The following is a 15,088-nucleotide window of genomic DNA, read 5'->3' on the forward strand; positions in this document are numbered from 1 at the left end:
GGATCAGTGGTCGTAGGCGATCAATGATCGCTTGGCAGTGGCGCCGATGTTCCAGTTGTGCCAGATGCCGGCGGCCATCGCCAGCACACGCTGGGCGACGCGGGCGAACACCCCGTGCGTGGTACGGCCACCGTGTTCCTCCAGGCCAAGCTGCCCTTTCAACGTGTGGTTGACCGATTCGATCCACTGCCGTACCCCGCCGAGATTGCCGTTCTTGTACGTTTCGTCCTTACGGTCCGGGCGTAGCAGCTGCAGGCCCATCGCGGCGGTGGTGGCGGCGAACTGTGCGCCGGAAAAGCCTTTGTCGGCGAGCAAGATCTGCCCCGACCGAATCAGGTGATGATCGCGTTCGAGCAGCGCGGTCACCACCTCACGCTCACCGAGCTTCGGATTCGCCAGGCACCACATGATCGGCATCCCGTCGCCCGCACAGACCAGATACAGCTTCAGCCCCCAGTAGAAGCGCGAATGGGAAGCGCAATAGCCGTAGCCGGCGTGTCCGGCCAGGTCCGACCGTTTCACCGTTTCACGAGACATCCCGCAGGGCACCGGGGTGGCGTCGGTGATCCACAAATCGTCGAACCAGGATGGTGAGATCCGCGCCAGCGTCTGAATTGCCTTGCACAGCAACCCTCGTGCCGCCCTGACACGTTTGTTGTAGTCCGACTGTCCGGGAATGTAGGGAAACAGGGCACGCAACTCGACGCTGTGGTGGGCGTGCCGGATCCACCGGCGTTCACAATCGAACCCGAGCAGCATCTGTGCCACGGCCAGGGTGAGCAGTTCGGCATCGCTGAGCACGGGCCGCCGACCCCGACCGGAGCGAGGTTCGACGACATGATCGTCGATGAGCACATACAGTTCGGTCAGGAGGGTTTCCAGTTCTTTGGTCACGCTTTGATCTTGGAAACCCTCCGCCTACTCCTCCTCCGCGACACGCTTCAAGGAATCAACCATCTAGGTGACGACCCTGTCGGTGGGTTGATCCTGCACAGCCGGTTGTGCCGATACCGAACGCGGCACAACCGGCTGGCGGCGGCTCATCGCATCATGATGTCGACCACCCCCGTGACGGGGCGGCCCTCGGTGATCAGACTCCATGCATCATCCCGACCGGCGGCGACCGCGGTGCGGGTGAGCAACCGGTCCCACTGGTCGACAGATCCAAATTCCGAACGCCAGGCGAGCACCGGCAAGGTGTACCGGTGGAGGTCATGCTCGTGTGTCGTGCCGATGGCGCCGTGGACTTGATGGGCATTGCGGACCACGGTCGAGGCGGCATGCCCAGCGCAGGACTTGGCTACCGCGACGCTGAAAGCAGCGCTGGGTGTGTTCCATCCCTCTCGCTCGACTCGGGAGACCGCTGCGTCTGCGGCGGCGCGTGCGAGTGCTGTCTCGGTGGCGATTCCGGTGACGAGGCGTTGTACTGCCTGAAATTTGGACAGTGGCCGGCCGAACTGGACACGGCTGGACACGTGCTCGATCGACAGCTCGACGATCCGTTCCATCGCTCCGCACGTTTGCAAGACTCGGGCGAGAGCCCCTCGTAGGACGAAGGTTTCGGCGACGTGGTCCGGGACTGATGTCCAGGTTGCATTGTCGACATCGATTGTTACGCGGTCCCGGGGCTCGCCGGCAACATTCTGTACCGGGATGATGGTCGCCTGGTCTCTGGCTATGTCGGAAACCATCCACGTTGAGTCGGTACGGCGCAGGGCCACCAGGGATTCGGCGTCGCGTGCCCACGGAACCATGCTGGCCTTCCGCGTGTCGGTCAGCAGGAAGGCTGTTCGCAGGCGACCGTCGATGGGAAGGCCAGCCGTCTCCAGAAGCCAGCCGGCCAGCAGATCGTGCTCGGCGACGGGAACGTGCACGGCCGAGGCGGCTGCGGCTCCGAGCAGTATTGCGGCGGCGTGCCAGTCGGCGCCGCTTCCTCCATGGGACTCGCTGCCGGTCAAACGTGCCAGTCCGAGGTCGTCCAGTACTTTCCACAACTTGGGATCCAACACAGCGGCATCAGCCGAGGTGTGGATGGCGGTGCGGTGAGATATGAAGACCGATTCCATCATCTCGACGAGATCAGGATCGACCGTCGTGTGTGTATTCATCAGCGCAGTCCTAGCTCTCGTGCGACAACGCTCTCGAGAATTTCGTTGGTGCCGCCCCGCAGGGTGAAGCCTGGTCGTTGGACGATTGCCTGGTCGATGAGGTCGGCGAAACATCCGGTTTCGTAGGGGCTGACGTCGCGGTCTACGAGGACGTCCACGTAGTCTGCGATGTCGCCTTCGGCCGCGGTGCCCAACAGTTTGACCCCGGCGGCAGCGCTGTCCGCTCGCTCACCGCGGTGCAGGGCGCCGGCGACGGCGGAGGACATGTGGTGCAGTCCTGCGATTCGGGCGGTCAGACGCCCGAGGCCGCCGTTGCCCCGAATTGTCTGGGTGCGGACCTGTTCCAGCGTCTCGGCGAGCAAGCTGAAGGTCGACAGAAACCGCTCCGGACCGCTGCGTTCGTATGCGAGTTCGGACGTCACTTGCCGCCAGCCGTCCCCGATCCGGCCAAGCACCATGTCGTCGGGAACGAATACATCCTCGAGTAACACCTCGTTGAAGTGATGACTTCCCCCCATCGAGATGATGGGTCTGATTTCGACGCCGGGTGACCTCAGATCGATGATGAACTGGCTGAGACCGGCGTGGCGGGCGTCCGGATCCTTCGGCGAGGTCCGGGCGAGCGCGATGAACGCGTCCGCACGGTGGGCTCCGGACGTCCACACCTTGGTCCCGGTGACCATCCAGCCGCCGTCGACACGAACGGCTTTCGTGCGAACACTCGCCAGATCCGATCCGGAGTCGGGTTCACTCATGCCGATGCCGAAGAAGCACTCACCCCGCGTGATGGCAGGGAGGAAGCGGTGCTTCTGCTGCTCGGTGCCGAACTTCATCAGCGACGGAGCGATTTGCCGGTCCGCGATCCAGTGAGCCGCGACCGGGGCGCCCACAGCCAGTAGTTCTTCAGTCACGGCGAAGCGTTCCAGGTGCGACCGCCCGTGTCCTCCGTATTCGGTGGGAATGGTCATGCCGATCCATCCACGTTCGGCCAGCAAGCGCGTGAACTCGGGGTCCCATCCGGTGAGCCAGGTGTCGACTCCAGGTGTGAACACCGCGTCGTCGAGGCACTCACGGAGGAAGCCGCGCAGCTCGGCGCGAAGCGCAGCGTGGTCGTTCGGATCGTCGACGGCGGGCGGGATCAATCGAATCTTGCTCACCGGAGGCTCCTTCGGGAACGGGCCCGGCGCGCGCGGGGCCGGGCTGGCGACGATAGAACCTTCACGAGTGGCTCGCTGCCACCAGCGCGGTGAGACTGTTCAACCCGGCCTGGTACAAGCCGCCCACTGCCTGTGCCAACGCCGCGCCTTGCGCATCGTCGACAGCAGTGAACTGCGCGGACCACACGATCTTCGAACCGCCGTCGACTGTGGACTGCACCGCGAACCGCGCGGACATTGAACCGAGCACCAGCGGGCCGTCCAGGTAGTCATAGGTGTAGTAGTGCTCCGCGTCATCGTGCTGGGTGATTCGATCCCGGGCCTGGCCGGCTCCGGTGAGTTCGACGTACCGTACGTCGCCATCCATCCAAGACTTCCCCACTGAGGGAGACCAGTCAGCGATCGAGGCGGGGGCGCCACACAGCTCCCAGATCTCCCCGGCAGGCGTGGGGGAGAGGATGGTCTCCTCGACTGTCATCGGAACACTCATAGGTTTCATTTACCTTTCGTGACGGGTGATGGGGGCCATCGGCCACCGACTCGAGACCACTGCTCGCCTCTCGCGAGAGTGCAAAGGGGTCTGGCGCCGACACCGCTTGACGTTTAATATGACAAATATAATTAGAATATAGTTGCCTGGCAAGAGCGCGACGACGGTGTTACCCGTAGATGTGGTTACGCCGAGGCACTTCAGCACCGAAAGGAATGGGATCAATGGACCTCCAGCTTGACGGAAAGGTCGCGATCGTGACGGGCGCAAGCCGTGGACTAGGTAGGGCAGCGGCTCGAGCCCTGATAAGGGAAGGGGCGTCTGTACTGCTGGTGGCACGTTCGCGTGAGGCGCTGGAGGATCTGCACGGCCAATACCCCGACCACACGGCCGTGCAGACGTGCGACATGCGCGACATGGATGCCGTGGCGGCCCTCGCCGACACGGCAGTCGAGGTTTTCGGACGCCTCGACATCGTGGTAAACAATGCCGGTATCGCGCCGGCGGGGCGTTTCGAGGAGCAACCCCAGAAACTGTGGGATGAAGTTTTCGACGTCAACGTGCGTGCGCCCGCTGTACTGACCCGCGCGGCGGCACACCACCTCATTCCGCAGGGGTCCGGCAAGATCATCAACGTCGCCAGCACCTCCGGGATCAAGGGGAAGCCGACATTGGTGGCCTACTCCTCGTCCAAGGGCGCGCTCGTTCAGTTCACCAAGGCCCTCGCGGGTGAGTGGGCCAAAAAAGGTATCCAGGTCAACGCCATTGCTCCCGGCGCCTTCACCACGGACGCGCAGAGTGCCGTCACCGACTCGCCGGACGTGCTCGCCCGGCGGCTGAGAAAGATCCCGGCCGGCCGGATGGGTGACCCCGAAGAATTCGGTCCCCTTGTCGCATATCTGGCATCACCTCTGTCCGATTTTGTCACCGGTTCAGTCGCCGTCATCGACGGCGGCGAAGTCAGCCGGCTCTGAAAGGTCTCTGTCAATGATCATCGACGCTCATACCCACATGTGGCCGGATGCGGTGGCCAAACGCGCTCTGGCCGGATCGGTGCCGGATCTCGAACGCCGCGGTGACGGCACGGCGAACGGTCTCATGAAATCGATGGCCGCAGCGGGGATCGACCGCTCGGTCTGCCTCGCCGTCGCGAACGACGGTGCAGCCGTCGACAAGGCCAACAAGTTCTCCGGTTCGCTCGATCCCGACTACTTCATCGGATTCGGGTCCGTCCACCCCGACCTATCGGTCGAGGACAACATCAGCAGCCTCCGCAGGCACGGTCTGAAAGGGGTGAAGATCCACCCCTTCTTTCAGAAGTACGCTCTGGATGACCCGCGCATGGACCGCCTCTTCGACGCGATGCAGGGCGAGTTCGCCGTCATCATTCACATCGGTTCCATCTCGACCGCCAGCTCCGAGGGTGTCTGCAGTCCTGCGATGCTGGCAGCGCTGGTGCGCAAATTCCCCAGGCTCGACGTCATCGCCTGCCACTTCGGCGGCTACCGGCAGTTTCAGGCGGCGGTCGACACGGTCGTCGGGCTCCCGGTATACCTCGACACCTCGTGGCCACCGAGCCTCGCCGAGCTCAACCCGACCGATGTGCGGAAGGTGATCGAGTCACACGGTCCCGAGCGAATCATCTTCGCCTCGGATTGGCCGATGGCAGATCAAGGGCGGGAGATTCAGGCAGTCCGGCAGCTGGGCCTGCCCGAAAGCGATGTCGATAACATCCTGGGGTTGAATCTTGCGCGTTTGCTGAATATTTCGATCTGACCTGGGTCGAATCTCGACCTCTCGGTTCGAGCCCTGCCACCGGTACGAGGTGGGGCTCGGACCGAAGCCGTCTGGCGGGCGGGTGAATGGCCTCCGCGTCGGCTGCAGGCAGGAGTTGGCCATGTACAACCGATTTTCTTTGACCGGTCGGCAGGAGCCAAAGTGCCGACTCAGCTGAGGATTCCAACATCAAGTCTTTTCGGCAGGACCGCAGCCCTTGCGTAGATAATATGAATATGGTTACGTACTTTCAGTACGTGTTGTGCGTCACATAGCGAACTGTCCGGGCATGACTCAGAAGAGTCGGTCGGTCCTGATTTGGAGGTCATGGTGACAACCGCCACCGGTTTCGATCCGCTCGAATACCTGGTTCAGCAGAACCCTTACCCCTTCTACAAAGAACTGCGTCAGAACGCGCCGGTGCAGTACATCGAGTCGGTCGGTGCATGGGGAATCTTCCGGTATTCCGATGTGGAGAGCACCTTCAAGCATCCGGAAATCTATTCCGCCAAGGACTTCACTACCAACGCGTTCGGTGAGTTCGATCCCGTACCCGAAGTGAATTCCATCATCGCCACGGACCCGCCGGAGCATTCACGCGTTCGCCGCCTGGCCAACGCCGGCTTCCGCCCGGGTGCGATCAAGTCCATGGAGCCGAAGGTCGACGCTGTGGTCAACCGTCTGCTCGACAACCTGGAGGACAAGCGTTCGGACTTCGATCTTGTGTCGGATTTCGCCGCCTACGTTCCGGTCAACGTCACAGCCGACCTGCTCGGCGTCGAGGACCCGGACGTGCGGGAGAACTTCAAGCGCTGGACGATGGATCTGTTGAAGTCGCCCAGCCGCGGAGTCCTCCCCCAGGAGGAGATCGACCAGATCCGCAAGAGTGTCGCCGAGCTCCGTGCCTACTTCACCGAGCAGATCGAATACCGTCGAACCAATCCCGGGACCGACCTGGTCTCAGATCTTGTTCGCGCCGAGGAAGAAAGTCAGACTCTCACCGCTACCGAGATCCTGAGCCTGGTTGCCTTGATGCAGTTCGGTGGTTCCGAGACGCCGTCCCACCTGATCAGCTCGACGGTGTACAACCTGTTCACACACCCCGACATCCTGGCCGAGGTGCGGCGCGACCCGAGTAGAGCCCTGGCAGCAGTACAGGAAACTCTGCGTCAGAACTCGCCCGTGCAGATGGTCTTCCAGACCGCCGTGCGGGACGTCGAGGTCGCGGGTGTCACCATCCCGGCCGATTCCATGGTGTTCGCGTATATCGCGTCGGCCAACCACGACGACACGGTGTTCGACGAGCCGGAGCGGTTCATCCTCGACCGGCCCAATCTCAATAAGCATCTGTCCTTCGCCACCGGCGCCCACCACTGCATTGGTGCGCCGCTCGGCCGCATGATGTGCGCGAAGGCCGTCAGCGGGCTGCTGACACGCTTCCCTGATCTGCAGCCGCTCGAGTCGGATCCGCAGTGGATGCCGTCCTATTGGGTGCGGGGCCTGGCCGGGTACCGGTTCACTGCCTGAGTCGTCGGTCGCTGCAACAGCACTCATTTCATGCGTGCTGCTCGACTGCGGTCCACCGGCTCTGATCTCGTCGTCGAGGAAGTCCCGGACCCACCCCGGGGCCGGACCAGGTCGTGGTGAAGCTCGCTGCGTCCGGGGTGTGCCACTCAGGCGGCGCCGTTGACCGACGCCGGACTCACGGCCTACGGATCGATGCGTCGCCGTGACCGGCGCCGGAGGATTGGGTCAGTTCGCGATCAAGTACCCAAATGTCACCATCCAGAACGCTGGACCCGGGATGCCCTCCGCGCCGTACTTTCCGTGGACGCTCGGACACGACAACACCGGGCACGTGCAGGCGCTCGGGGACGGCGTGACCGGCCTCGACGTGGGGGATGCGGTCGCGGTATGGCCGGGGTGGGGTGATGGCACCTGCCGGATCTGCGGGACCGGCCATGAGCACATCTGCCCGAACGTCAGCTATGTCGGCGTGACCCCAGCCCAGGATGGGCGGACTACCTGCTCGTTCCCGCCGCCCGGCACCTCGTTCCGCTGGGAGACCTGGACCCCGTTGTCGGCTCTGACGCCGGCACGGATTGTCGCCGTCGACATCGACGCAAGCAAGCGTGAACACGCTGTCACGATCGGCGCCTCCATGGCGGTCGATTCCTCATCCGACGAGGCTGTCCGTCAGCTGTTGGACGTGTCCGGTGACGGCCTCGGTGTCGACGCGGTCATCGACTTCGTCGGAGTCGACAGCACACTCGCCCTCGCCCTCGCCGCTGGCGCCATCGCCCTCGTGGTGCCCTCGTTCTCGCCGGGATCGGCGGCGGCTATCTGTCGTTTGGCTACACGCGTCCGAACCAGGAAGTGCAGGTGAGTACGAGTTCGCTCGCGTCACACGCCGACCTGGCCGCGGTCATCAGCCTCTGGAAAGCACACGGAATCAACGCCGACGCCACGCGTTACAGTCTTGACGACGTCAACCAGGCCCTGCAGGACCTTGCCGAGCACAAGATCGCGGAGCGAGGAGTCCCCTGGTCATGTAAGCCGCCAGACGGAGGCTTCCGTCCTTCGTCGTCAGCGGCACTGGTCCGATCTCGCGCAGAGACGGACCGGGGCCGTTGCGATTTCAACGCGAGGTGCTTGCCGACCGAATCGTTCGGCAGCCGTACACAACCGGTCATCCGGAGGCAGCACGAAACGACCCGGGCTGGTGTTCACCGGCCCGGGTCGCGTGTCATCTGAGATCGTTCGGCGGTGTGCGCCCGTCGTTCGAGAGGTTCGCTGTCGACCACAGCGGACGACAGAATCGATCAGACGTAGAGCGCCAGTTCCTCGCCCTCGACGTCGACTTTGTAGACGCGGGCCCGGAGCTTGAGCTGCGGTGCGACGACTGACTTGCCGTCGGACAGGTTGAATTCGAACCCGTGCCAGGGGCACCTCACGATTTCGCCTTCGCGTCCCCAGTCGTAGACGTCGGGTGCGCTTTCGAGCATCATGCCGGTGGGGGCATTGGTGCACAGCGGCGCACCCTTGTGCGGGCAGGCGTTGCGCATCGCGTGAAAGGCGCCGCCGACATTGAAGACGGCGATGTCCACGCCGTCGATGTCGACGACGCGGCGGGTGTCGTCGGGAAATTCGTCCAGTTTGCCGATCACGTGGCGTGTCATTGTGGTGCTCCAGTCGTGCGGTGAGGCCGTTCCCGTCGACGGGAACGGTGGGAGGTAGGTGGTCAGATTCTCTCGATCAACGTGGCAGTGCCGAGGCCGCCGCCGCAGCACATCGTCACCAGTCCCCAGCGGGTGTCGGTGTTCTCCAACCGATTGACGATCGTGGTCAGCAGCCGAGCCCCGGTGGCACCCAGAGGATGTCCGATCGCGATGGCTCCGCCCCAGGCATTGACGCGGTCCATGTCGGGCCGGAATTCGCGCTGCCATGCCAACACCACCGATGCGAACGCTTCATTGATCTCGATCGCGTCGATGTCGTGGATGCTCAGATTGTTCCGGTCGAGGATTCGTGTGGTCGCCGGGATGGGGCCGGTCAACATGTCGACCGGGTCCACCCCGAGGACCACCTGGTCCACGACACGCGCACGCGGCCGGAGGCCGTGTTCCTGCGCGAAGTGAGCGCTGGTGAGCAGGACGGCGGCGGCACCATCCGAAATCTGCGACGAGTTGCCTGCCGTCACTTTTCCGTCGTCCGCGAAGACCGGTTTCAGTGCTGCGAGTGATTCGGTTGTGGCCCCTGCCCGGATGCCCTGGTCGGAGTCGATCTTGGTGCCGTTGACATCGATCGGGTGGATTTCCCGGGCGAGATGCCCGTCCCGGACGGCCGCGGCGGCGCGCTGGTGAGACCGGGCGGAGAATTCGTCCATTTCGGCGCGACTGATCTGATAGCGGTCGGCCAGACGCTCGGCGGCCACGCCCTGGGGAACTAGGGGGTACCGAGAGTGCAGTTCCTCGGTGAACGCCTGGCCCCACTGTTCCTGGGATCCCTGGTGCACGCGGAAACCGTTGCGGCCCATGTGCTCGATCCCGGCGGCGATCACTGCTCGATCGATGCCGGCCGTGATGGACGACGCCGCGTAGTGTGCGGCCTGTTGACCGGACCCGCAGCGGATGTCCACCGTCGTTGCGCCCGTCGTTGCCGGGAGACCCTTCTGCAACCATGCGGTTCGGGCAATGCCGGAGGACTGCTGCGCGATCTGGTTGGCGCATCCGGTGATCACGTTGTCGACGACAGCCGGGTCGATGCCCACACGGTGCAGGACGCCTTCGTAGCACTGCCCCAGCAGATCGGCGGGGTGGACGTCCCGCAGGACTCCCTTGTCGGCATGGCCACGGCCGACCGGGGACCGGACCGCATCGATGATGACGGCCTGATGCGCTGTGTCGCGGCTCATCGTCGCAGTCCTTCCTGCATCGTATCGCCGGCGAGGACGGTGCTCACGAGCGTCTTGGAGATACCGAGCCGGAGAATTTCCGAGGAACCCTCATAGATCCGCATCGGACGCGCCTGGCGGTAGAGTCGCTCGAGCTTGGAATCGCGAACCAGCCCGAAGCGGCCGGAAATTTGCACTGCGCGGTCGGTGATACGACCGGCGGTTTCACTGGCGACGAGTTTCGCCATGGAGCTGAAGTGCAGGGATGCGGCCGGGTCGACCCGGGCCATGTCGGCGGCCTTGTAGGTCAGCAGGCGGGCCGCTTCGAGTTCGGCCCAGGAGGCGCCGAGCATGTCGGCCACTGCGCCCAGCTTGGCCAGGGGACGCCCGAACTGCACGCGCGTCCCGGCGTGCCGGGCGGCCTCGTCCAAGGCGGCCTGGGCGAGACCGATCGATGCGCCGGCCACCGAGACACGGAACACCGCGAGTGTGGCGAGCACGTGCTCGAGTCCCTTGCCGATTTCCCCGATGCGGTTGCCCTCGTGGACTTCGACGTTGTCGAAGGCGAGCTCGGCAAGGATGTGGGGGGCGATGATCTCGGGCGTCGGGGTGAGGGTCAAACCGGGGGCGTCTGCCGGGACCAGGAACAAGCTCAGCCCCTGTCCCTCTTGTGCCAGAACGCAATAGAACCCCGCCGCACCGCCGTTGGAGATGAAGGACTTGTTGCCGTTCAGCACCAATCGTTCACCGTCTCGGTGTACCTCGGTGATGATGTTCTTCAGGTCCGAACCGGCCTCCTGCTCGGTGAGACCGAGGCCGGCGAGCACATCCCCGGAGGCAACCTTGGGCAGCCACTCGTCCCGGAGCGCGTCACTTCCCGCCCGCGCCAATCCGAAGCTCCCGATGCCCTGTAGTGCGAAGAGCGAATCCAGGTGCGCCGAGGTTCCCATGAGGACTTCACGCACGATGCACACGGCCAGGGGGTCGACCGAGTCGAATCGCCCACCCCAGCGGGCCGGTATGGTCAACCTCCACAGGCCGCTGTCGGCGAGAATCTTCCGCATGCCCTCGTGCACGGTGCTCATCGCGTCGGCTTCGATGGCGAATGGTTCGGCGGAGGCCGCGACCGCGATCGCCTCGTCACGTATCGCGAGATACTTCTGGTCTAGATCGAAAGACATAGTTTTCCTTGTCTGTCCGCCAACTACGGCGAGTACGTGCGGATCGTGATGCTCTCGTTGCTGTGCAACGACATTCACAGATCCAACTTGAGGCAACTGCCCTTGGCGCGTGAGACGCAAATCATCATGCACTCGCCGCTCTCACGCTCGCTCTCGGTCAGCACGACGTCATGGTGTTCCGGGATGCCCTCGAGTACGACGACTTCACAGGTCCCGCACGTGCCCTCTTCGCAGGAGGCGTCGACCATGACACCAGCGTCGGTCAACACCTCGAGAATGCTCTTATCGGACGGCACGGTCAGCGTCATGCCGGACTGAGCAAGTTCCACCTCGATCGCTCGGGCGTTCGCCAGATCCGGCAGATCGGCGCGGAATCGTTCCACATGTAATGCACCTGCAGGCCAGGTCGATTCGCAGAAGCTTTCGATCGCGGCCAGCAGCGGTTCGGGCCCGCAGCAGTACACCGCGGCCCCGGGAGCGGGGTTCGCCAGTTCGGTGGCCAGGTCGAGTAGCCCGTGAGTGTCCTGCGGGTGAAATGTGACCTTGTCGCCGTATCGGGCCAGCTCGTCCCGGAAGGCCATCGTCTCGAGTGAGCGACCACCGTATATCAGCGTCCACGGTGTACCCGACGCCTCCGCCGCTCGAATCATGGGCAGCATCGGAGTGATCCCGATACCGCCGGCCACGAACCGGTACGCGCTCGCAGGCTCGAGTGGGAAGTTGTTCCTCGGCCCCCGGCTCTTGACGCTGGTTCCTGTGGGCAGGTTGTCGTGGATGTAGTCGGAACCGCCCCGGCTGCTCGGCTCGCGCAGCACCGCAACAGTCCAGGTCTGCCGGTCGCCCGGATCCCCGCACAATGAATACTGTCTGGACAGTCCGTTGGCGAGATTCATCTCGACGTGTGCGCCGGGAGACCATGACGGAAGAAGTGCGCCGTCATTCGCCCGAAGATCCAACACCACGATGTCCGGCGTCAGTATCCGTCGGGTGTGGACAACGAGGTCGAGGTCGACTTCGGAGTCGTTCGCAGTCAGCATGACATTCATGGCTGTGGTATCCCACTCAGTTGATGCGGTCACCGTAGAACTCCCGTGGATTGTCGAACATGATCCGGCGCTGGAGATCCTCCGGCAGACCGGCGAGGGCATTTGTGGGGTCGTTGTAGTTCCAGTGCGGGTAGTCGGAACTGAACATCAGGACCTTCTCCGCGTTGATCATGTCCATCAGGGCAAGCAGGTGCTGCTTCTTGGGGGGCTCGACGAACGGCTGCGTCGTGAAACGCATGTTCTCGTTCAGGTACTCGCTGGGATGCCGCTTGACCCAGGGAATCTCGTCGCGCAGTCCGTACCAGTCGGCATCGAGCTTCCAGCTGAGTTCCGCGATCCAGGCGATACCACCTTCGGCGATGACGACCTTCAGCTCCGGGAAACGTTCGAAGACACCGTGACAGAGCAGGCTCGCGGTGTTGGCCTGATGGATCTGACCCAGCAGTGCGTGCCACTCGATGTAGTAGGTCGGGGTGCCGGCCATCCGGGGAGCGCGGGCGTAGACATTCTCGGTTCCGCTGGGGTGCACGCAGATGGGGAGTCCGTGCCGCTGTGCTGCCTCGTAGATCGGGTAGTAGTGCTTCTCGCCCATGAGGATGTCGTGCAGGGGCATGAAGATCTCGACGATCCCGGGTCGATCGGCCATCCGGTCGATCTCCTTGACGGCGAGCTCGGGGTCCTGGGGTGCGATGACGAGGCCGCCCCGGTACCTCTTGTCGAACTGGAGCCACCGCTCACACATCCAGTCGTTGTATGCCGACGCGATGGTGGCGGCGACCTGCGGATCGGGCATCGCTCCGATACCCAGCAGGTGTCCGGACAGGAGAATCGCCCGATCGATGCCGGCGCCGTCGAGTAGTTGCGCGGCGGTGAACGCCGGGTCGGTGGCCGGCGACATGCCGGGACGGGACGTGTCGCCGCGCATGCCTCCGGAGGAGTTGATGTAGAGGTAATCGAGAGGAAGGTGGAACTGCGACGCCACCGTGTGGCCGCCGCCCAGTCCGGCGCCGATGCGCTTCTGCCACGCCGTACTCATGTACGGCACCAGAGTCGCCAGCCCGTTCTCCATGTAGGGATGGACGTCGGAGTCGATGATCGCCAACGACTGCTTCTTCTCGGTGGCCTGTTGTGCTGCATACGCAGTGGTCATGGGCACTTTCCTCGCTTAGGCGGTGGGTCGTTAAATAGTGCTATGTTATCTACCTTACAGCCCGTCGATCGGGTTGTCGAGATCCGGGTCACAGCCGCAGGATGGGTAGCAGGGGATTGCGTATCGCACCGGCGCCACTGCGTCGTTGACTTTTAAAACATATCTATGTTAAATATGTTAAGTGTTACTTCCGTCACAGGAATGCACCTCATCTCACGCGAATCCGAGAGGTCCAGATGTCAACTACCGCCGCGACCGCTAACGAGTTCGACGTCACCGTTCCCGAACTCGACAAGGTGTTCATCGCCGGGGAGTGGGTAACGCCCACCGGTGCCGGGACCATCGACGTTGTCATGCCCTCGACCGAACAGGTCGTGGCCACGGTGCCCTCGCCCACCACGGCGGACGCCGACGCCGCGGTCGCGGCGGCGCGTGCGGCATTCGATCAGGGTCCCTGGCCGCACATGCCCGTCGAGGAGCGGGCGCGAATCTGCCGCACCTTCGCCGACGAGCTCGAGGCCCGGTTGGATGCGATGAACCGTGCCTGGATGTTCGAGTCCGGATACACCCGCGCGCACGGCGAGATGATCAACTCCGGTGCGGGCAGCGCGATCTGGGGACATGCGATCGACATCGCGCCTACCCTGCAATGGGAGGAGATCCGCAAGAACGCCACCAGTGAGGTGCTGGTCCAGCATCAGCCGATCGGCACGGTCCTGGCGATCCTGACCTACAACGGACCGGTGCCGCTGATGGGCATGAAAGTCATCCCGGCGCTGCTCGCCGGCTGCCCCGTGGTGGTGAAATTCGCGCCCGAGTCGCAGCTGACCTCGCGGCTGATCATGGACGCCGCCAAGGCCGCCGGGTTCCCGGTAGGGGTCATCAGTGGTCTCGCCGCGGAACTCGAGACCAGCAAGTACCTCGTTCAGCACCCCGGCATCGACATGGTCCACATGACCGGCGGCACCGCAGTGGCCAAGGAAGTGGTCCAGCAGACCTCGCAGCGCCTGGCGAGGACCGCCCTCGAACTCGGCGGCAAGTCACCGGCGATCATCGCCGACGACGTCGACATCGACGAGGTGCTGGCTACCCTCGTGCCCGGCGCCACCGGCGGCTGTGGGCAGGTGTGCGTCGCACTGTCGCGAATTCTTGTCTCCCGCAGCCGTTATGATGAGGTTGTGGCCAAGCTCGCCGAGGCGTTCGATGCGATCAAGGTCGGCGACCCCTTCGATTCGGACACCGATCTCGGTCCGCTGGCCAACAAGCGATCCGTCGAGCGGACCGAACGGATGCTGGCCAAGGCACTCGAACAGGGTGCGGTGGTTGCGGCCGGCGGTAAGAGGCCGGACGGTCTCGACCGCGGCTACTACTTCGCGCCGACTCTGCTGCGTGACGTCACCAGCGACATGCAGATCGCACAGGAAGAGGTCTTCGGCCCGATCACCGTCGTGATCGCCTACGATGACCTCGACGATGCGGTTCGGATCGCGAACGACACCCCGTTCGGACTTGCCGCGTCGGTCTATGCGCAGGACCGGGACAAGGCGCTCGAAATCGCGAAGCGCATCCGGTCGGGTGGAGTCGCGCTCAATCTCGCGGGTTGCTCGCTCACCGAACCCTTCGGCGGAGTCAAGCAGTCCGGATGGGGCCGCGAATGCGGCGCCGAGGGAATCCTCGAATTCACCGAGCTCAAGCAGATTCTGCTCAGCGGGGCCTACTCGGGATAGCGCCTCACACCAAAGAGAGTGGTGGGGAGAGTGGTGGGGAAGAGTCGGTGGACTCTTCCC

At 63.9% G+C, this 15,088-nt stretch carries 14 protein-coding genes; 5 read left to right on the forward strand and 9 right to left on the reverse strand.

Features of this window, described 5'->3' with window-relative positions; translation table 11 throughout:
• Positions 1-3: 3 nt before the first annotated feature.
• From CJ179_RS47745 to CJ179_RS47760, 4 genes are all read right to left on the reverse strand, one after another.
• Complete coding sequence (locus CJ179_RS47745; protein WP_095861532.1) at positions 4-894, reverse strand: IS982 family transposase; 891 nt, start codon at positions 892-894, stop codon at positions 4-6.
• Between the two features lie 146 nt (positions 895-1,040).
• Positions 1,041-2,108 (reverse strand): acyl-CoA dehydrogenase, encoded by a 1,068-nt coding sequence (locus tag CJ179_RS47750; RefSeq protein ID WP_061698426.1) that lies wholly within the window; start codon positions 2,106-2,108, stop codon positions 1,041-1,043.
• The gene (locus CJ179_RS47755; protein ID WP_061698427.1) at positions 2,108-3,265 is read right to left on the reverse strand and encodes an acyl-CoA dehydrogenase family protein; all 1,158 of its coding nucleotides are present in this window, start codon (positions 3,263-3,265) and stop codon (positions 2,108-2,110) included. Before CJ179_RS47755 ends, CJ179_RS47750 begins: the two co-directional genes overlap by 1 nt.
• Positions 3,266-3,326: 61 nt before the next feature.
• Positions 3,327-3,764: an SRPBCC family protein gene (locus CJ179_RS47760; protein WP_082833357.1), complete on the reverse strand. Its 438-nt coding sequence runs from the start codon at positions 3,762-3,764 to the stop codon at positions 3,327-3,329.
• A gap of 215 nt (positions 3,765-3,979) precedes the next feature.
• Between CJ179_RS47760 and CJ179_RS47765 the strand changes: the two genes are divergently transcribed.
• From CJ179_RS47765 to CJ179_RS47780, 4 genes are all read left to right on the forward strand, one after another.
• Positions 3,980-4,729 (forward strand): SDR family NAD(P)-dependent oxidoreductase, encoded by a 750-nt coding sequence (locus CJ179_RS47765; RefSeq protein ID WP_061698429.1) that lies wholly within the window; start codon positions 3,980-3,982, stop codon positions 4,727-4,729.
• Complete coding sequence (locus CJ179_RS47770) at positions 4,620-5,531, forward strand: amidohydrolase family protein (protein ID WP_218834945.1); 912 nt, start codon at positions 4,620-4,622, stop codon at positions 5,529-5,531. Before CJ179_RS47765 ends, CJ179_RS47770 begins: the two co-directional genes overlap by 110 nt.
• Before the next feature lie 330 nt (positions 5,532-5,861).
• Positions 5,862-7,058, forward strand: a complete 1,197-nt coding sequence (locus tag CJ179_RS47775) for a cytochrome P450 (RefSeq protein WP_179377950.1) — start codon at positions 5,862-5,864, stop codon at positions 7,056-7,058.
• Positions 7,059-7,260: 202 nt separating this feature from the next.
• The gene (locus CJ179_RS47780) at positions 7,261-7,917 is read left to right on the forward strand and encodes an alcohol dehydrogenase catalytic domain-containing protein (RefSeq protein WP_061698432.1); all 657 of its coding nucleotides are present in this window, start codon (positions 7,261-7,263) and stop codon (positions 7,915-7,917) included.
• 436 nt (positions 7,918-8,353) lie between these two features.
• Here CJ179_RS47780 and CJ179_RS47785 read toward each other — a convergent pair whose 3' ends face one another.
• The 5 genes from CJ179_RS47785 to CJ179_RS47805 form a co-directional block, all read right to left on the reverse strand.
• Complete coding sequence (locus CJ179_RS47785; RefSeq protein ID WP_061698434.1) at positions 8,354-8,710, reverse strand: Rieske (2Fe-2S) protein; 357 nt, start codon at positions 8,708-8,710, stop codon at positions 8,354-8,356.
• Between the two features lie 62 nt (positions 8,711-8,772).
• Positions 8,773-9,945, reverse strand: a complete 1,173-nt coding sequence (locus CJ179_RS47790; RefSeq protein WP_061698435.1) for a thiolase family protein — start codon at positions 9,943-9,945, stop codon at positions 8,773-8,775.
• Entirely contained in the window at positions 9,942-11,105 is a 1,164-nt protein-coding gene (locus CJ179_RS47795; RefSeq protein ID WP_061698436.1) for an acyl-CoA dehydrogenase family protein, read from the reverse strand. The genes CJ179_RS47790 and CJ179_RS47795 overlap by 4 nt, the downstream gene beginning before the upstream one ends.
• 74 nt (positions 11,106-11,179) lie before the next feature.
• A complete protein-coding gene (locus tag CJ179_RS47800) occupies positions 11,180-12,142 on the reverse strand; it encodes a PDR/VanB family oxidoreductase (RefSeq protein ID WP_061698449.1) in 963 nt (320 codons plus the stop codon).
• A gap of 25 nt (positions 12,143-12,167) precedes the next feature.
• The gene (locus CJ179_RS47805; protein ID WP_061042860.1) at positions 12,168-13,301 is read right to left on the reverse strand and encodes an amidohydrolase family protein; all 1,134 of its coding nucleotides are present in this window, start codon (positions 13,299-13,301) and stop codon (positions 12,168-12,170) included.
• A 236-nt stretch (positions 13,302-13,537) separates the two neighbouring features.
• On the opposite strand from CJ179_RS47805, the gene CJ179_RS47810 reads away from it, so the two are divergent.
• Positions 13,538-15,028: an aldehyde dehydrogenase family protein gene (locus tag CJ179_RS47810; RefSeq protein WP_061698437.1), complete on the forward strand. Its 1,491-nt coding sequence runs from the start codon at positions 13,538-13,540 to the stop codon at positions 15,026-15,028.
• The last annotated feature ends 60 nt before the right edge of the window (positions 15,029-15,088 follow it).

This window comes from Rhodococcus sp. ACS1, from assembly GCF_002300155.1.
In the GTDB taxonomy this organism is placed as follows: Bacteria; Actinomycetota; Actinomycetes; order Mycobacteriales; family Mycobacteriaceae; genus Rhodococcus_F; species Rhodococcus_F koreensis.